General features: G+C 51.2%; 15 protein-coding genes. 7 read left to right on the plus strand and 8 right to left on the minus strand.

The window, feature by feature from the left end; all coding sequences use genetic code 11:
* Positions 1 to 994 precede the first annotated feature (994 nt).
* The 5 genes from Q1A69_RS06325 to ahpC all read right to left on the minus strand — a co-directional run bounded on the left by Q1A69_RS06325 (position 995) and on the right by ahpC (position 5,693).
* Positions 995 to 2,392 carry an FAD-binding oxidoreductase gene (locus Q1A69_RS06325; protein ID WP_299582778.1) on the minus strand — a complete coding sequence of 466 codons (1,398 nt, stop codon included), beginning with the start codon at positions 2,390 to 2,392 and terminating at the stop codon, positions 995 to 997.
* Positions 2,389 to 3,714, minus strand: a complete 1,326-nt coding sequence (locus tag Q1A69_RS06330; protein WP_299582781.1) for a cytosine deaminase — start codon at positions 3,712 to 3,714, stop codon at positions 2,389 to 2,391. Before Q1A69_RS06330 ends, Q1A69_RS06325 begins: the two co-directional genes overlap by 4 nt.
* 213 nt (positions 3,715 to 3,927) lie before the next feature.
* A complete protein-coding gene (locus Q1A69_RS20350; protein ID WP_366525555.1) occupies positions 3,928 to 4,086 on the minus strand; it encodes an ATP-binding cassette domain-containing protein in 159 nt (52 codons plus the stop codon).
* A 69-nt stretch (positions 4,087 to 4,155) separates the two neighbouring features.
* Positions 4,156 to 4,383 (minus strand): hypothetical protein, encoded by a 228-nt coding sequence (locus Q1A69_RS06340; RefSeq protein WP_299582787.1) that lies wholly within the window; start codon positions 4,381 to 4,383, stop codon positions 4,156 to 4,158.
* Between the two features lie 743 nt (positions 4,384 to 5,126).
* On the minus strand, positions 5,127 to 5,693 hold the full coding sequence (ahpC, locus tag Q1A69_RS06345) for an alkyl hydroperoxide reductase subunit C (protein ID WP_299582790.1): 567 nt from the start codon (positions 5,691 to 5,693) through the stop codon (positions 5,127 to 5,129).
* Positions 5,694 to 5,969: 276 nt separating this feature from the next.
* Here ahpC and Q1A69_RS06350 point away from each other — a divergent pair, with 276 nt between their 5' ends.
* The 3 genes from Q1A69_RS06350 (at position 5,970) to Q1A69_RS06360 (ending at position 8,475) form a co-directional block, all read left to right on the plus strand.
* Complete coding sequence (locus tag Q1A69_RS06350) at positions 5,970 to 7,286, plus strand: DUF2157 domain-containing protein (protein ID WP_299582793.1); 1,317 nt, start codon at positions 5,970 to 5,972, stop codon at positions 7,284 to 7,286.
* Complete coding sequence (locus Q1A69_RS06355; RefSeq protein WP_299582796.1) at positions 7,283 to 7,804, plus strand: GDYXXLXY domain-containing protein; 522 nt, start codon at positions 7,283 to 7,285, stop codon at positions 7,802 to 7,804. Before Q1A69_RS06350 ends, Q1A69_RS06355 begins: the two co-directional genes overlap by 4 nt.
* A gap of 71 nt (positions 7,805 to 7,875) precedes the next feature.
* A complete protein-coding gene (locus Q1A69_RS06360) occupies positions 7,876 to 8,475 on the plus strand; it encodes a CPBP family intramembrane glutamic endopeptidase (protein ID WP_299582799.1) in 600 nt (199 codons plus the stop codon).
* Between the two features lie 47 nt (positions 8,476 to 8,522).
* On the opposite strand, the gene Q1A69_RS06365 is transcribed toward Q1A69_RS06360, so the two are convergent.
* Positions 8,523 to 9,107 carry an exopolysaccharide biosynthesis protein gene (locus tag Q1A69_RS06365; RefSeq protein WP_299582802.1) on the minus strand — a complete coding sequence of 195 codons (585 nt, stop codon included), beginning with the start codon at positions 9,105 to 9,107 and terminating at the stop codon, positions 8,523 to 8,525.
* A gap of 226 nt (positions 9,108 to 9,333) precedes the next feature.
* Positions 9,334 to 9,984 carry an NAD(P)H-binding protein gene (locus Q1A69_RS06370; protein WP_299582805.1) on the minus strand — a complete coding sequence of 217 codons (651 nt, stop codon included), beginning with the start codon at positions 9,982 to 9,984 and terminating at the stop codon, positions 9,334 to 9,336.
* 440 nt (positions 9,985 to 10,424) lie between these two features.
* Here Q1A69_RS06370 and Q1A69_RS06375 point away from each other — a divergent pair, with 440 nt between their 5' ends.
* Both Q1A69_RS06375 and Q1A69_RS06380 read left to right on the plus strand, forming a co-directional pair.
* Positions 10,425 to 11,648, plus strand: coding sequence for an alkylhydroperoxidase-related (seleno)protein (locus Q1A69_RS06375; RefSeq protein WP_299582808.1), 1,224 nt, complete (start codon positions 10,425 to 10,427; stop codon positions 11,646 to 11,648).
* A gap of 111 nt (positions 11,649 to 11,759) precedes the next feature.
* The gene (locus Q1A69_RS06380; RefSeq protein ID WP_299582811.1) at positions 11,760 to 13,331 is read left to right on the plus strand and encodes a hypothetical protein; all 1,572 of its coding nucleotides are present in this window, start codon (positions 11,760 to 11,762) and stop codon (positions 13,329 to 13,331) included.
* A 3-nt stretch (positions 13,332 to 13,334) separates the two neighbouring features.
* Here the strand turns inward: Q1A69_RS06380 and Q1A69_RS06385 are convergent, their stop codons facing one another.
* Positions 13,335 to 13,769, minus strand: coding sequence for a DUF4174 domain-containing protein (locus Q1A69_RS06385; protein WP_299582814.1), 435 nt, complete (start codon positions 13,767 to 13,769; stop codon positions 13,335 to 13,337).
* Between the two features lie 253 nt (positions 13,770 to 14,022).
* Here Q1A69_RS06385 and Q1A69_RS06390 point away from each other — a divergent pair, with 253 nt between their 5' ends.
* Positions 14,023 to 15,411 (plus strand): MFS transporter, encoded by a 1,389-nt coding sequence (locus Q1A69_RS06390; RefSeq protein WP_299582817.1) that lies wholly within the window; start codon positions 14,023 to 14,025, stop codon positions 15,409 to 15,411.
* Positions 15,412 to 15,456: 45 nt separating this feature from the next.
* Positions 15,457 to 16,854 carry an MFS transporter gene (locus Q1A69_RS06395; RefSeq protein WP_299582820.1) on the plus strand — a complete coding sequence of 466 codons (1,398 nt, stop codon included), beginning with the start codon at positions 15,457 to 15,459 and terminating at the stop codon, positions 16,852 to 16,854.
* The last annotated feature ends 33 nt before the right edge of the window (positions 16,855 to 16,887 follow it).

The raw sequence follows: 16,887 nt of genomic DNA on the forward strand, positions 1-16,887 counted from the left end.
TCCGAAGTTGATGGAGGGGGCATCATGCCAGTCAGTCAAAGCAAGTAGAATAATGTGGTTCATGTACCGCTTACGATCCATAATAGATAAGATAATTAATATTTTCTGGTATGTCTATTTTAGGTCCGCTGGATACTGTATAGCCCCTATCGCTAAGCGCTTCGACAATGAGGTTGTCTAAGTTGCGCTCGTCACTATTATCTCTAATAACGTAGTACTTGTCGGTCTTGTTCAGGGATACACCGGGTACTATATATTGACTCTGATTGGATGAACAGGCAGTTAATGCGAATATTGCCAGTAAGAAAATGGGTTTTAAGTAGATCACGCAAAATTCCGTAAAGTAGCACTAGTGTACTGGTTGTTTTTGGGGAGGAGTATCAAAGTGGGATAATACTCCAAGTTTTAAGGCTAAAGCAGTACTCTTATGGAAATCCAATGCGAATTTTTATTCGCCGGCGAGTAGCAATTTTGGCGTGCCGTTATAAGCTTTCTCTATTGAGAAGAGCTTATATAGATTAGATACAGAGATATATTGCGCTGAGTGTAATTTTTCAATCAGTCTTATTTCAGCGCTACCTGAAATGGACGGGTGATCAGCTCAGCTTGCCTTTTGACTCATAGGAATGGCCTCCAACTGTTTAACCTGAAGACCTCAAGGTAATAAAGCTTCAATTTCTTCAACGGCCTGTGCATGCGGTAAGTCGATGTAAATCTGGCGCAAGCAATCCTACAGCGCAAGACCATTGATTTGGGTAGTTTTGATTAAATCGTATAATACGGCGCTGACTTTGGCAGCATCCCTAAATAACCAGTTCTTGTGAGGATGCCCAAGGGCCTTTCCGACATAGATACTGGCTTCAGTTTGGGGTGTCGCTTGCTGGGCTCGTTGTGCCAATCGTTAACCTATGCGCTGTGCCCTTCAAGCCTTAAAGAGAGCCGATAATTCAGCATACTCACTCATACCCAAGTGAATGACGCAGAATTACGAACGCTACAAGCCTGGAAACAGAAACTTCTGATCACGATCAAATTTGTAGTCCGGATGGTCCCAGGCGATCAGCTTGCCCGGATTGAGCAGACCTTTGGGATCCGTCTGCCTTTTGAATGCCAGTAGAGCCGCGTCGACTGGCTTTGAGCCGCCTTCTTCCAGCGTGTAGCGGTGCGGATTGAAGATCGTACACCCCAGCGCCTCATGCCGCTGGATGATTTCATCAAGCCGGGATTTGTCCGTGAAACGAACAATTGGTAGACCGATGGGGATCATACGCCCGTTGTAGCGGATAAACTCCAGGTGGCCGGGTAGCTCCTCTGCAAATATATTCTGCAACGTGCCGACCGTCTCGAGCGGATTTACGTCAGGATAACGGACCTGAAGATAGGTCATCGACGGGTCGCCCCTCAAGCAGTACCAGGTTGTGTGGCTCCAGGTGAGTTCATAAGCGGGGGGCAAATGTTCGATATCTTCAGCGGTGGCCCTGTCAGAGCGATACAGTACCTCACCAACTGGCGATCGGCGTAGGAGTCCGTCCAATGCCCCCATGGCAAACGCTGCAACCATGAGAACCACAACGGACTGTTCTTTGTGGATGAACTTTTTGTACCGCTGGAAATAGTCATGGGGCAACGGCGCTTCGATCGGAGCGATGTTTTTTGTCAAAAGGCCATCCATGTTGGCCAGCTCTTCGGAAAAACGGATCGCATCCAAAAAATCATCGAACCCGACGAGCACATCGACCCAGTCATAAGCTGCGGTCAGCGGTACTTCGATCTCGGTTATGATGCCCGTCGTGCCATACGCGTGTAGAGCCTTTTGTACATCGCTTCCTGTCAGCTCCACAACTTGCGGCTCCGATTCCATGGTCACTAATCGCAGGCGGATGACGTTGCCCAGATCCCAGAGCCCCCCCCAATTCACCGAGCCGTTCCCCACAGACCCACCCCCCAGAAAGCCTCCGATAGTCGCGGTACGGTAGATGGAGGGATGCACGCGGAGCTCAAGACCGGTACGGGATCTCGTCAGCGCATCGATGTCCGCCATGACGGCTCCAGGTTCGGCAACGACAACGCCTGACTTAATGTCCTTCACGGCGGCCATTTCCGACAGGTCCAGGATAACGCCACCAAAAAGTGGCATGGCCTGACCATAATTGCCGGTCCCCGCCCCCCGAGCTGTGACCGGAATGTCCGCCGCATAACACGCCTTGTGAACGCGAATGATCTCGGCAACGTTTTTGGGGCTGACAAGCAGGTCACCGGTCACGCCATCAAGCTGTTCCTTGAGAACCGGGGAAAACCAGAAGTAATCCCGGCTCTTACGCCTCACAATTCGAGGATTGTCCTCGACCTTAATACCCTCGAGATTAGCTTTCAAAGCTGGGATATCAGTCATGGACGCTGCCCTCCTATGTGCATGTAATCATCCAGTTCGCGGTAATCCGGCAAGGCCTTGTCAATACTAACCCCTGCACGCAGCACACGCCGCGGACCGCCTGGGCGGGACAGGAGCTCGTTCCAGTTGCGCGCACGAAAGAGGACCAGATCCGCCGGCTCACCAGCCCCAATCCAACTGGCAGAAATCCCCATAATATGCGCCGGAGTGGTTGTTATTGAGCGGATCCAGTCTCCAATAGGATGATCCAGGTGCAGAATGCGGGTCGCCTGAGTGTAGGTCTCGATCAGATCAAGATCGCCGTAGGGGCAGAAGGGATCCCTCGTGTTATCTGAAGCAACGACAACATCAATTCCGCGGGCGCGCATTTCATGCAGCAGGGTTACGCCCCGGCGGCGCGGGGTCCGGCCCAATGCCCGGTCCAGAAGATAGAGGTTGCACATGGGCAGCGCAGCGACCGCGATTCCCGCCTTGGCCACAAGGTCCAGCGTCCGGGCTACCTCGTCATCGGGCTGTACCGACAAGGCGCAACAATGCCCGCACACGATTTTCCCTTGAAAGCCAAGACGCAGCGCTGTTTCCGCGATGTGGCGCAACGACACCGCGGATGGGTCGAGCGTCTCATCGACGTGAAAGTCGAGGTCCAGCGCATGGTCCATGGCCGCGCGGAACACCGCTTCAAGATGTAGGTCCAGATCGGGCACCATGTAAGTCGCTGTTCCTAAGAGGCCGCCGGCAGCCTGAACCCTGGCTGCAATACGCCCCAAATACGCATTGTCTGTGGCAAGGTGATCGATGCCGAACAAACACACGCCTTGAAGCTCGACACGGCCCGCCCATTCGTCGCGAATCTCGCAAAAGAGCGGCCAGGTGATCTCATCTTGCGGCGGCACACTGTCGAGATGCGTCCGGATCACGGCCGTGCCATGGGCATAGGCGCAGCGCAGCCCAAACTCCATACGCGCCCGGACATCTTCTCTTGACCAATGTTTTGTCCGGTCCTTGCCGGCCGCTTGTAGCGCTCCCATGAAAGAACCGTCCGGATTGGGTTTGCGCGGCCAGATATGCCCCTTGTCCAGATGGGTATGCAGATCGGCAAATACCGGCAAGACCAGACCATTATCCAGGTCGAGCCCGCCCGCCTCCGCCGGCAGACTTGCAGCCGGGGCAATCTGGATCAGCGTTCCATCCCGAAACAGCAGATCGCAGGAAACAAGATCCGATGGGTCAGAATTGCCCGGGTCGCGCAAGACACAGGCGGGGACCCTTGCCTTCCTGATGATGCCGGTGCCTTTAAACCCGGCGCCCCAATCTGCTTGCATCTACGCCTCCCGTTTAAGCGCACTCTCATACCACTTGCGCAACAGCATGCGACAAAGGAAAAGTATGGGCAGAAATATCAAAATGCCCACGATGGATACCAATACGACTGTGGCAAATATGCGGGGCCTGTTCAGCCGATACCCTGTCCGGGGTGGCAGGGCTGGACCGGGAACCGACTGTGCCCGCAACGAACTCGACTGCGATGGCGCCGATCAGACACAGGCCGCCAGCGCGGTGGATTTTCCACATCCCGACGGCCCCGGCAAAGACACGAACTCTCCCTGGCTGATATCGATCGATAGAGTGTTCAGCGAAACAATCGAGGAACTGGAAGAAGTGCCAGATTGCGTCCTGGTTTGGACCACGGCCATGCTTTTACTATCCTCCGAAGGTGGCGTTTAAAGCTCATGAACCTGCTTGAACAGTAAATATAGTCTGCGTTAGTTGCCGATCAATTCCTGCATTAAATCCAGCCCAACAACCTTGTCCACGAATTCCTGTGTATAGGCCTTTTTAAAGTCAAAATCCACATCGACAACCCCGGCCTCAACCATGTTGTTGAAGAAGGATTTCTGTCGAGCATCTGCCACCACCCCAATGCCTGGGGTGAGTGCATCGCCACTGTTGACAATGCCTTCGGATTTCAATTTATCGATGGAATAGGCCAACTGGCTACCCGTTATGCCCGGATTGCCTTTCTCCGATCAGCACCGAAATAACGGAATCGTCGAGAAGAAAACAAAGAAATCAGGGAAGGCAAAGTTCCAAAGCGAATTGAGCAGGCATTTGACTCTATGGAAAATGAGTAGGGTGGAATGTTCGATTAATACTTTCGATACCTTTGACGAGGGTTGCTCGGCTTGATAAATCACACAAATGTAGGTGAATTGTAAAGAGCAAAGAATGGAGAGCGTGTGTTAGCTTGGTATGTGGAGTTAGAGGGTCAAAGTATTTTTCGATAAGATCTGCTGGTTCTTGCGTGTTGAGGAATTACAATGTAATCACTAAATAAAGAATAAGAATCTCTCAACACTAGAGGGGCGAGCACTTTAAATATCGGTAAGTATGTTAGAGGTGTCAGTGGTTGATTTAAGCTCCTTGGTTTCAATTATAAATTGGCTAAAGTCTTATATAAAAAGGCCATGGCAATACGGTTAGATTGTGATTCTATTATTAAGCGTGGATTGCCCCAAAAAGAATCCCTTGAGTGATAGCGGACACTCTTGCCGCTTGCAGACTTACTCCTGCCCTTGGCGGAAAAAAAAGCCGAACTGCTAGAAAGGGTGAAAATGTGTGGTAATTCAGATTAGATAGCAGCAGTGGTTTATTTGGTTGTAAAGGTTTCACAAATGACAATGCCCACCAAGCGGTGGGCAAAGCCAATTCCAATCCTGTGAGGGCTTGGGAAATCTTAAATCTTACCAACCAGGTCGAGAGATGGTGCCAGTGTTTCTTCACCTTCTTTCCACTTGGCCGGGCAAACTTCGCCGGGATGTGCGGCGATGTATTGAGCGGCTTTGATTTTGCGCAGTAGCTCGCTGGCGTCGCGGCCAATGCCACCTGCAGTGATCTCGACAATCTGAATACGGCCTTCCGGGTCGATTACAAAAGTGCCGCGGTCTGCGATGCCTTCTTCCTCAATCATCACGCCGAAGTTGCGGGTGATGGTGCCGGTGGGATCGCCGATCATTGGATATTCGATTTTGCCGATCGTATCGGAGGAATCGTGCCACGCTTTGTGCGTAAAATGGGTATCGGTGGATACGGAGTAGATCTCCACGCCCAGCTTCTTAAATTCTTCATAGTTGTCGGCCAGGTCACCCAGTTCGGTGGGGCAAACAAAGGTGAAGTCAGCGGGGTAGAAGAAGAATACGGCCCACTTGCCTTTGACGTCTGTGTCGCTGATCTCGTGAAACTCGCCATTTTGGTAAGTCTTGGCGGTAAATGGTTTGAGTTCGGATTCGATATAACGGGACATGAAGAGCTCCTTTGAGGTATTCCGCGTTGTGTCTGTAACTTCTATGGGATTAATCCTATTGCGATAGGGTATCTAATAAAAATTAACAATTTAAATCTCTCAGATAGCCTCCCGCTATCTTGAGACGCTCTAGCTGCCCAATGGTGTTGCCAACGAGTGGATATTCGATCGTCGCCACTGGATTGTAGGAAGGGACGACTTTAGAGATACTCCTGGAAACTCGGGGTGCGTGTGGTGCGGTGCACCGGTGATGGATATTTGCCGCAGGATAGTGGTATGCGATTGATTCGGTTATTGAAGTACGACCTGGCACGCGAGACCGGGGATTGGGTGGATGACGGAGTGATCAGTGAGGCGCAGGCAGAGTTAATCTGCGCCCGCTATGAGGTGGATTACCACCGAGCGCAGCGGCGCTCACTGGGCTACAACGTGCTGGTGGGGCTTGGCTATCTGTTTATCGCCCTGGCCCTTATTACTTTGATTGGGGCCAATTGGGAGGAGATTCCTCGCGCCTTGCGAATGGGAGGATTGGTTGCTCTGACGGTGGGGACCCAATGCGCGGCGCTGCGCGTGTATCTAAAGGGTGATCCACGTGCGGGTGAGGGACTTTTCCTACTGGGGAATTTCTTCTTCGGTGCATCGATTATCCTGATCGCTCAGATCTACCATCTGGGTGAGCATATGCCCGATGGCATCTTTTGGTGGGCGCTGGGCTGCCTGCCGTTTGCGCTGATTACCAGGAGCCCCTGGCTCGCCCTCCAGAGCGGTGCTTTGGCACTGCTCTGGTTCATTTTGCAAGTGAGCATGGGTTATTACCCGATGCTCTTCCCTCTGTTCATTGCGGCTTCCCTCTATGTGCTCTTGCGCGGGCGCGCCAGTGTCACTCTGCTGTTGTTGCTGCTGGTGAGCATCGGTTTTTGGGTTGAGTACTCCCTGTTGCAATTCTGGCGAATTGAGCAGCCGGGCGCGGGGTTGGAATTCCAGCCAGAGAATCTGGCAGTGGCGATCTCCCTGTTTGCCATGCTTTACCTTTTCGGCCATTGGTTAGCGCTGAAGAACTCGCCGGTGGCCAAAGATTACGCGGCGGTGATTTCTGTGTGGTGCCTGCGTTTTGCTTTGATCAGCCTGCTGGTATTCAGTTTTGCGCAGCCCTGGGAGTCATTGATCAAAGCTGAGTGGGATCACCGCTTGTCCATGTGGGTGGTGGTCACCGCGTTGGCCACGGTCACTCTGTTTCTGGCACTGGCCACGCGGCGCCTGTTATCGACTGGGATACTATTTTTCTGCTTCGCTGCCGCGTTGATTACGGTCAGTACCAGTGAGAACCAGGATCTGGCGGTCAACCTGCAAGTGGCGACTAATTTTGCCCTGGTGGGCGTCGGTGGTTGGTTGATCTACCGGGGGATTCACGATGGCATTTCCCATTACTTCTTCCTGGGGGTGATGTCGATACTGATTACCGGATTGCTGCGCTATATCGATCTGATTGGCGATTACCTGGGTGCGGCCCTGATTTTTATTCTTTTTGCGGGCCTGTTGTTGGGCGCGGCCAAGTACTGGAAGTACCACCTGGACAGGGGGGATACACCATGAAGAGGGGAGTAACGTTTGCCCTGGGGGCAGCCATTGCAATGCAGTTTTTACTACTTGTAGGGATGTATGTGCAGGCACAGATACCGCTCTGGAACGGGGAGCCTATTCGGGTGAAAACAATTCCGGTTGACCCGCGCTCCCTATTTCGCGGCAACTATGCGCGTTTGAATTACGATTTTTCCCGGGTTAAAGCGTCGGACCTGACCGGGAGCAAGCGCTTGCGTGAGGGCGAGGTGGTGTATGTTTCTCTGAAAAAATCGACCACGGGACTCTATGTGTATTCCGCTGCGAGCTTAAAAAAACCAACAGAAGGTGTATTTCTAAAGGGGCGAATCGCCTCTGGCAATCGCTGGCGCAATGAGCAGGCATACCGAATCAAGTACGGCATAGAGGCCTATTTCGCCCCCAAGGAAAAAGCCTTGCAACTAGAGCGTGAATTGCGCGATAGCGGAATTGCTGAATTGATGGTGGCGCCCAGTGGTCAGGTACGTCTCAGGAATGTGGTGGGCCATGATTGATCCCGCCAACCAATGATTCATCAGGTATTAGAATCGCCCAGTTAATTATCGCATTCAGGGAGCCACGTTTCATGTCGCAAGGGAAAGGCCGGCGAGTCAATATTTTCTCTACCATGATGGGGGTTCAGGCTGCCTGCCTGTTGCTGGCATTGGTCGGAATCCACCTCTCGGGGGTGACCATTCACCTGATGGGGGCCACCACCTGGCACTCGATTGTTTGGGGGATTCTGGGGGCTACGCTCAGCTTTGTTGTCGTTTTGGGCCTGACTCGCGCCCACAATCGGTTGGGCCGCACTTTGCGATGGTACTGTGCCCAATTGGCCCCAATTTTCTCCAAGGTGTCCCTTGTGCAGATAGTGCTGTTGTCTATCGCGGCAGGCGTGTGTGAGGAGCTTCTATTCCGCGGCTTCCTGCAGACCTGGTTATCACAGCTGAGTTCTCCGGTTCTGGGCCTATTGGGTGCTTCGCTGGTATTCGCGCTGTTGCACTGGGCTTCACTTATTTATGTATTGCTGATTTTCTTTTTTGGACTGATTCTCGGTCTCGCCTATCAGGTGAGCGGCAGCCTGCTGGGGGTGATTGTCTGGCATGCCCTCTACGATTTTTTCGCCCTGGCTGCTCTCGCCTATTACCCGCAACTGCTGCATGCGGATCAGTGGGTGGCCAAATAGGCAGAGGCAGGTTGTTCCCCGCGGGTTGGTTTCACCTGGGGCCCGCTTCACAGCAGGGTATGGGCCAATAGCAGAGAGAGCAGGGCGGTGATGGTAAAAGCAATGAGGGCCAGCAGGCCGTCGTGCGCTACCAGGGCCAGTCCGAAAATGGTAAGGGCTAAGCCCGCTGTGGTCGCGGAAAGAGGCACTAGTTCCATCAGTGGCATGGCCAGGGCAATCAGCGAGCAGGTAGTGGCGATTGCATAGGTTCCACTGCGCCTCACCAGGAAGTCCAGGCGGGGCTGTATCCAATGGTCGGCAAGTTCTGCGGGTCGCCGCAACCAGTGCAGAGCCCCGATAAGTTTTTTCTTGGAAATGGAGCGATTTAATAACCACTGGGGCAACCACACATGCCTGCGCCCCAGCAGCAATTGAATGGCGACCAGGAGCAACAACACTGCCATGGCCGTAGATACACCGGGCACACCACTCAGGGGCGAAAACAGGATCAACCCAACCACCAGCAAAAAGGGTGCGTAAGAACGGAGCCCAATGACCTCAATGACCAGTAGCAGAGAGACCCGCTCAGAGTGTTGGCAGCTGGCTTCGATTTGCTCCAGCAGTTGGCCCAGGCCGGTAAACTCTTGAGGCATAGCGCTGGGGCTCAATTTGAGGAAAGGCGCCGTTTGCGCCAGTTGGGGCCCCAGTGCTTGAAATACGGACGAACTTGCCGGTACTCAGCTGTGACAGCGAATGACAGCGGGCGAAATAGTGTTGCAGGTAAATATTGCGCAGAAATCAGCATGGTGTTCACCGGAAAGGGGAAACCTATAGAGATAGTCTGTGCTGCCGGAGCGCTGAGCGCCAGCCCAGTATCTATTACTCGCTGGAAAATAACTCATCCAAGGTAAAGGTTTCCACGCCTTGGCCGGCCTTTTGGCTCACACCGATCATTTTGGCCGCCACCTGCGCGCCGCTAATCGGACGGTAGCGGCGCAGTCCAGGGAGTTTGCAGATCCAGGGCATAAGGATGGCGCCAAGCTTCTCTGCGGGGCGGGAATCATGGCGCTCACCCATCAACAGTGAGGGCCGGAAAATACTGACACGGGTAAAGGGCAGAGCCAGGATTTTCTGTTCTAGCTCCCCTTTCATACGCAGATAAGCGCTGCTGCTTTTAGCATTGGCGCCACTGGAGGAAACCAGCAGGTAGTGGGGTACCCCGTTATCTGCAGCCAGTTGCGCCGCGTGAAATTGATATTCCACATCCACTTTATACTGCTGTTCAAGGCCGCCAGCCTGCTTCTTGGTAGTACCCAAACATGAGAAAAGCAAGTCACCCTGGAATAGATTTGCGTACTCCTCAAGGCGGTCAAAGTCCACAACCACATTCGATACCTTGTCGTGAGAAGCCGGAGCTGGGCGGCGGGTTAGGGTGATGATTTGATCGATAGAGGCCTCCCGCACCAGTTGCTCAATCAGATGGCCGCCGATGAGCCCTGTAGCGCCAAGAATAATTGCCTTTTTAGCCATGGTCTTAAATCAATCTATTTAGGATGTTGAAGGATGATCTCCCGAGAAGGGGTATGACTGTCAAGTATTAAAAATACCCTGAGTAATTTCCTAATGGTTTTATCCACATTGGAGGCAGTTTGTGGATTTTCTAGGACCCCGCCCTGTGTGGCTTTTAGAGCGAACCACACTCGGTGTGTCAGATTTTAAAAATCCTGGAGGATTAGCCGGGGTTGGGATCTGCCCTGGCAGTCAGTGGTAATGCGTAATTCTTTGGTGGCGTCTGAATAACGCAAGTGGTTTTTGAATGCTTTGCCAGATTTTTTTAAATAAAAGTTCGTTTTATTTAAAAAAATAATTTCTATTTTAAGAGTGGCATTACTGTGGCGTTACATAATATTCTCTCGCGGGGCCCGTTTTAAAGTTGTCTAATTAATTAATCACAAGAGCGTATTTGAGCAATGCTATTTGATTATTCGAAATCTCCATATCCTATTCGCGAAGATTTGCGCGATGCAAACTTAAAGGCCTGGCAGTTTATTGGAAAAACTGGAAGTTGGTGGTCTGCTCAGCAACACCTTGCAATTGCGCAAGAAGTCCGCGCCGCTTATGCCTGCGCTTTTTGCCGGGAAAGAAAAAAGGCGCTTTCACCCTATCAGGTAGAGGGCCGACACGACAGCAATTCAAATCTTCCCGAAGAGGTTATCGATACTATTCACCGTATAGTGACCGATACTTCCCGTCTGAGTGAGGATTGGCTGAAAAAAATTCTGTCGGCAGATATTTCCATCGGCCAGTATGTGGAGTTGGTGGCCGTGGTTGTATTTTTAATGAACGTGGATACCTTTCACCGGGCATTGGGATTCGCCTTGGAGGAACTTCCGGCTCTGGAATTTTTAGGAGATGACCACCCCTCGCAATATATGCCCAAAGGTTTACAAGAGGGCGCCGCCTGGGTGCCGATGATAGGCCAGGGACAATGCGCCGAGAGCGAACAGGATTTATACACGGACATTCCCAAACCCACCAACGTGCTCAGAGCACTAAGCCTGGTGCCGGATGCTGTGCGTTGTCAGCGCTATATGGAAAACCGTTACTACTTTTTGCCCTCTCAGGTTATGCAGGTGGGGGAGAACCATGATCGCGCACTGTCACGCACAGAGATAGAGCTGGTTGCCACCAGGGTATCGATGAATAATGAGTGCTTCTACTGTTCCGCCTCTCACGCGATGCTGCTGCAGGTGAGTGGTGAAGTGCAGGGCAAGCCGCAGGATATTACCAGCCTACTTTCTTCTGAAGATTCGCCGGGGAATGGCAACGCCCAGGTAACCGGCGATAATACGGCACTGCTCGCTTTTGTCGATGCTGTGATGGGAGAGGATATCGCGTTAGTTCGCTCGACTCGTGAACACCTTCAGAGCAAACACGGCAGTTCCGCGCTGGTGGATGTGGCGGCACTGATCGGCAGCTTCGAAAGGATGAACCGCATCGCCAGCGCTACAGGGATTGAACTGGATAAAGAAGTCGACCTGTTGAGCCAGCAGGCGCAAAGTCAGCTGACACTGGATACCTATGCCCAGGCAACAGAGACCACCGCGGGCGGCAAGGCACTGGGTTGGTTGGTGGGCAAGGTTCGCCCCATGTTGTTCAAAATGGTGGGAAAGAGAGCTAAGGACCGGACCTAGGCAATAGCGGGAGAGTTTGCTTGCGCTATTACACTGAACAATGAATAGCAGTTAGGGAAAGTCTACGCTTAAGGCATGGTTGAGCGGTAGGGAAACCATGGAGTAGCAGAAATGGACATTTCCAAATTGACCGTAGGTATTGCGCTGGTCTTACTGTTTGGCCTTCCCGCATCGCACGCCTATCCGCCATTGCCGGGAAAGCCCTGGATCATGCCCTTCGATGTGAGCCAGCGTTTCCCTCCTCCCGCGGTCCATCGGGGCACGAATTCACAACCCAGTCAGCAGGATATTTACGAATTCGCCTGGCGCAGTTTTATCGCGTTGAACTGGCCCTATCAAGAAAATGGGCTGAGAGGTCAGCCGAACCCTCACGCCAGGTTGGCGCCGATCTCAAACCTGCCGGTGCCCGATGACTTGGTCGTGTGGGAAACTTATATGTCTCCCGAGACGGTCTTTGTGCCGCCCCAGCAATGGCCCGTCTACTGGGGCAAGCCGGACACCAGCGGTCTGGTGAGGATCAGTACACCGCCCTGCTATAGCGGCAATTACCAGTACGGCACGCCATTTGCGCCGGGCATCAATCAGCCCTACACCGATGCCAATGTGCCGACGGGGCCCGTGGTGGATCAGAATAAGGAGTACTTGCGGGTCGAGGTCACCCTGGGGCGCTCCTATTTCGACTATATCAAGCAGTTTGGTTATTACGATTCTGATGCCCAGGAGCAGGCGGTTAGGAAATATATTCGCTACGCCAATAAAAAAGGGCGGGCCCCACCGCCTGCCCAGATGCCCTCGGATAATGCGAGCCGTTTTCAACCTGTGCCAACCGGGCTTGAGTTTTATCTTAAGCAGCTGCCGCTCTATGCTCGTCAGGGGCTCACAGAGGTAAAGGCCGCGTGGAAGGTACTGAAGCTCAACGGGGACAATCCGGATGTTCCAGGCCGATACTTCCGCCGGTTGATGCGATTTCCTTTGCCCGATGGTTCATTGAGTGAGCCTATGTTGATGGGGTTAGTGGGCTTCCATATCCATAGGGTCACCCCCTTTGGGCATCTGCCATCCACTTTTGAGCAGGTGGACAATGTCCATATTGGTAAAAGATTGTTTGATCCGCTACCAAAACCCAAGCAGCCTTCACTGAATCCGGGCGACTTCAATGGGCGCCCGGTGCGCTACGATAACGGCTATGAGGTGAATGGAGAGAGCGGTGTGGCTGGAGTGATACCGCTGGCCTACAAAGCGGGTGAGCCGTTGATTCCTATTGATCAACGGGAGCAGGTCAATGTCTCGAGGGTGACAGCGATCCCCTTTGAAGTACAGCGGGTGAATTGGAAATACCAAACACTACTCAGAGATAGTGTTTGGTCTTATTACCAACTGATTGGGGCCCAAAATAAAAATCTAAAAAACCCGAATCCACACCTGGGGCCCGGTATTTCCGGGCCGCAGACGTCTAGCACCCAAAATCTGGTGAATACCACACTCGAGACTTATACCCAGAGAGGGTTCAGCTGTGCCCGCTGCCACTTAAACGCCTTTCCCCAGGGGGTGACCAGCTTTCCACCCTACGAAGAGAGATTTGAAGACCTACATGTGATGAGTTTTTTGTTGCTCAATGCTCAGTCCGCAAGCCATCCTGAGAAAAACAGCCAGTGCTCTGGCAGTTACAGCCGGCTGCCTTAGCCCTTATTGGCGAGTTGGGGCGTTGTCTTGTCTTTCCTGACGACGCATGGGCATGCGGTCAATCCGCTGGAAAATTTCCACTGGAGAGAATGTTACCGAGCGATATTTCACTCCGCCGTCTTTACCGATGAGTACAACCTGCTCCCCATTGCCTCGCAGGTATTTTTCGCGAATGTTTTTAGAAAAATCAATGGTGATTTCACCTGGATAATTGGTTTCAATCTTACCGTTGACAAACAAAAACCAGAGTAATTTTCGCTCGGCAAATTGTGGTCCCAATTTTAGTAGAGTCTGCAGGGTGTCAGGTGTCTTGGGGGGATTGGCTAGCAGTAAAATACGATTCTTCCACTGAAAATTATTTAGATTATTTATGGGATTTTCCTCGGCAGAAGCCTGTAACGCCAGGAGGGGGAGTAGCAATGAAAATAGTAAGCGCATAGTTGAGACTCTGCTTTTTGGGTTGTCAAATACGTTTAAGTTTAGCTGAGCCGTTCTACTAAACTTCAGGAGTCAGTGTATAAATCTGTCAACTGCTAGAGGTTTGTCAACCCAAGCAAAGTGGCTGGATAGTTTCTCTATTTCAAAATGCTCTTAACGTTGGGAGTGTGCTTCGGGCGATAGTGAGCCAAAAGCAGGGGATGGCCCTGCCTAGCAGGTTATCTCATTTCAGCCTCTTTAGCTGGTATCGTTCATGGCCTATGCACAGGAGCCCAATTCTCCATCAAGACATTTAGGTCTACTGGCAATATTTGTTGCCCTTTTTATTATTGCTATTGATATCAGTGCTTTCTCCCCAGCGATTCCCGCGATCGAAAGGGAGATGAAAATGAATATTACCACTTCTCAGTGGGTGATTAATGGCTATGGACTGGTCTTTGGAGTACTGGTAGTCACGGGGGGGCGTATCGCGGATATCTTTGGGCGACGCCGTACATTTATCACCGGAGCCAGTATTTTCCTGCTGTTTTGCCTGCTCGGGGGGCTGTCAGCTAATGTCCCAATGTTATTGGCCAGTAGAGCGGTGATGGGAATTGGCGCCGCTCTAATGTGGCCTTCAATCCTAGGAATGGCCTACAGTCTGATGCCGGAGGAGCGTGCCGGGGAAACCGGTGGGTTGATTATGGCGGTCTGTGGTTTAGCCAACACGCTCGGGCCAATTGTTGGTGGCTTGTTAACTGATTTACTTAGCTGGCGTTGGATATTTTTTATAAATATACCTATTGCCACAACGGCTGTGTATCTGTGCTGGAAATATATACCGCTAGATATTCCCTGTGACCCAAATGAAAAAATCGACTACTTTGGGGTTATCACTCTGACGGGCTCGTTGTTCAGCTTTCTTTTGGCTTTGAGTTACGCATCTAACCACGGTGCCTGGCATCCATTGGTCGTGATTCTTCTGCTTATGTTTCTTGTGTTCAGCGTTGCATTTGTTGCTATCGAAATACGAGAGCGGGATATTGCCTTAATTCCAAAAGATATTGTTAGAAATAAACGCTTTTTGGCTGCGGGGATGGTCACTTTATTCACTTCGGTCACTTTCTTTTCTGTTATTTTGTATTTGCCGCAATTTTTAACTAACGTCCGTGGATTTACCATCATACAGTCGGGGCTGACCCTAGTCCCTATGATGGTTTCTTTCGGTTTGATGTCTTTTGTTGCGGGAAAGTTATACCTAAAGTGTGGGGGGAAAATATTAGTGTGCCTTGGTACTTTGGCTATGAGTCTGGGCATGTTCTATTTGTCCAGGTTGAGTGAGGATTCAGACTATATTTACGGGTTAATTATTTTGGGTGCTGGACTGGGGCTGTTTAACCCTTCTACAACCACAATGGTGATATCGGTAGTGAACCCTAACCGTGCCAGCCTGGCGAGCGCCATTATTTACATGCTCAAAATAACTGGTGGAGCAATGGGTCTGGGTATTAATGCCGCGATCGTTGGTTTTTCCCCAACGATCGCAATGGGGATTAGCCGGGCTTTTGAGGTTAATGCCTGTTTTGCCTTTGTAGGATTCGTTATTGCTTTTTTGTATATGAGTGCTCCTCGGATACCAGAGCGAAAAGAGGGGGAGAGGTGAAAACTGTGCTTGGGCGGTCCCTTCCCGCACTCGGAGAGGTGTGCAATGGTAAGTCCATTGTCCCTTACTAAGCCCCAAGTCTATGGGCTCTGTGCAGTTGCCCTGGCGCTTTTCCTGATTGCGATTGATATGACCGCGTTTGCCCCTGCGTTACCAGCCATAGAGCGTGAGTTTGGCTTTGGTATCACTACCTCCCAGTGGGTGATTAATGGATATGCCCTGGTGTTTGGCATTTTAGTGGTTACGGGCGGGCGCTTAGCCGATATCTATGGGAAGAAGCGTGTATTTATAGTGGGTACAGGGATTTTTGCACTTTGTTCTTTAGTTGGGGGGCTTTCAGTCGATATGGCCATGTTGTTGGTGGTCCGTTGTTTGATGGGAGTCGGAGCGGCACTGATGTGGCCATCTATTATCGGGATGGCCTATAGCCTTGTATCTCAAGAACGTGCAGGGCAGGTGGGTGGTGGCTTGATGGCGATACTCGGTCTGGCCAACATAGTGGGGCCTATTGCAGGAGGGATACTCTCGGATTTTGCGAGCTGGCGCTGGATTTTTTTTATCAACCTTCCTATTGCGCTTGCCGCTATCGGTTTATGTTGGAGAGCGGTACCTGAGGATGTGGCTCAGGATACTCGGGAAAAAATTGATTATTTGGGTGTTATAACACTAAGCGCCGCATTATTTAGTCTATTAATTGCCTTGAATCAGGCCTCTGAAATTGGCTTTAGACATCCCTTGATTGTCTATTTATTGATGTCTTTTCTGGTGTTTATCTGTATTTTTATTTTACTGGAGCGGAATAATCAGGATTTAGCGTTAATTCCTGTGAGTATTTTCATGAATAAAACATTCTTTTTGGTAGGTCTGGTGACATTGTTGTCGGCGATGATATTCTTTTCAATTATTTTATTCCTGCCACAGTTTCTTGTTGAATACCGTGGATTTTCATCGCTGCAAGCCGGCATGGCTTTAATACCTTTGATGGCTACCTTTGCCCTGACTTCATATCTCTCCGGTAGTTTACATAAAAGTTTAGGGGCAAAAGTGCTCATTTGTTCGGGCCTTCTTTGTAAGGGCGCCGGAATATTTTCCCTTTCTTATCTGCGTCAAGATACTGAGTATCTGGAGCTTATACCAGGGTTGGTCTTTCTTGGTATTGGTATCGGTTTATTCAACCCAGCGGCGACTACGGCTGTTGTTTCGGTCGTTGACTCAGGCCGCTCTAGTCTTGCCAGTGCAATACTCTACATGTTCAAAATTGCTGGTGGCGCTCTGGGGGTGGGGGTTAATGCCGCTATCGTAGCCTTTGCGCCAGATATTGTAGGTGGTATTGGTCGGGCTTATACGGTGAATGCCTATTTTGCCTTAAGCGCTTTTGTTATTGCCGTATTTTTTATACCCGGACCAATCCCGCCAATATTTTCCAGAGGGAAAGAAAAGTGATGAAAGGTCATTATATGTATTGTGGAATGGATA

Origin of the sequence: uncultured Microbulbifer sp. (assembly GCF_947498635.1) — a bacterium.
Lineage (GTDB): Bacteria > Pseudomonadota > Gammaproteobacteria > Pseudomonadales > Cellvibrionaceae > Microbulbifer > Microbulbifer echini.

Excerpts from the sequence above, each read along its gene's own strand:
- Q1A69_RS06355 (WP_299582796.1), top strand. The coding sequence starts at position 7,283 with ATGAAGAGGGGAGTAACGTTTGCCCTGGGGGCAGCCATTGCAATGCAG.
- Q1A69_RS20350 (WP_366525555.1), bottom strand. The coding sequence starts at position 4,086 with ATGGCCGTGGTCCAAACCAGGACGCAATCTGGCACTTCTTCCAGTTCC.
- Q1A69_RS06385 (WP_299582814.1), bottom strand. The coding sequence starts at position 13,769 with ATGCGCTTACTATTTTCATTGCTACTCCCCCTCCTGGCGTTACAGGCT.
- Q1A69_RS06365 (WP_299582802.1), bottom strand. The coding sequence starts at position 9,107 with ATGCCTCAAGAGTTTACCGGCCTGGGCCAACTGCTGGAGCAAATCGAA.
- Q1A69_RS06390 (WP_299582817.1), top strand. The coding sequence starts at position 14,023 with ATGGCCTATGCACAGGAGCCCAATTCTCCATCAAGACATTTAGGTCTA.
- Q1A69_RS06325 (WP_299582778.1), bottom strand. The coding sequence starts at position 2,392 with ATGACTGATATCCCAGCTTTGAAAGCTAATCTCGAGGGTATTAAGGTC.
- Q1A69_RS06360 (WP_299582799.1), top strand. The coding sequence starts at position 7,876 with ATGTCGCAAGGGAAAGGCCGGCGAGTCAATATTTTCTCTACCATGATG.
- Q1A69_RS06370 (WP_299582805.1), bottom strand. The coding sequence starts at position 9,984 with ATGGCTAAAAAGGCAATTATTCTTGGCGCTACAGGGCTCATCGGCGGC.
- ahpC (WP_299582790.1), bottom strand. The coding sequence starts at position 5,693 with ATGTCCCGTTATATCGAATCCGAACTCAAACCATTTACCGCCAAGACT.
- Q1A69_RS06330 (WP_299582781.1), bottom strand. The coding sequence starts at position 3,714 with ATGCAAGCAGATTGGGGCGCCGGGTTTAAAGGCACCGGCATCATCAGG.
- Q1A69_RS06380 (WP_299582811.1), top strand. The coding sequence starts at position 11,760 with ATGGACATTTCCAAATTGACCGTAGGTATTGCGCTGGTCTTACTGTTT.
- Q1A69_RS06375 (WP_299582808.1), top strand. The coding sequence starts at position 10,425 with ATGCTATTTGATTATTCGAAATCTCCATATCCTATTCGCGAAGATTTG.
- Q1A69_RS06395 (WP_299582820.1), top strand. The coding sequence starts at position 15,457 with ATGGTAAGTCCATTGTCCCTTACTAAGCCCCAAGTCTATGGGCTCTGT.
- Q1A69_RS06350 (WP_299582793.1), top strand. The coding sequence starts at position 5,970 with ATGCGATTGATTCGGTTATTGAAGTACGACCTGGCACGCGAGACCGGG.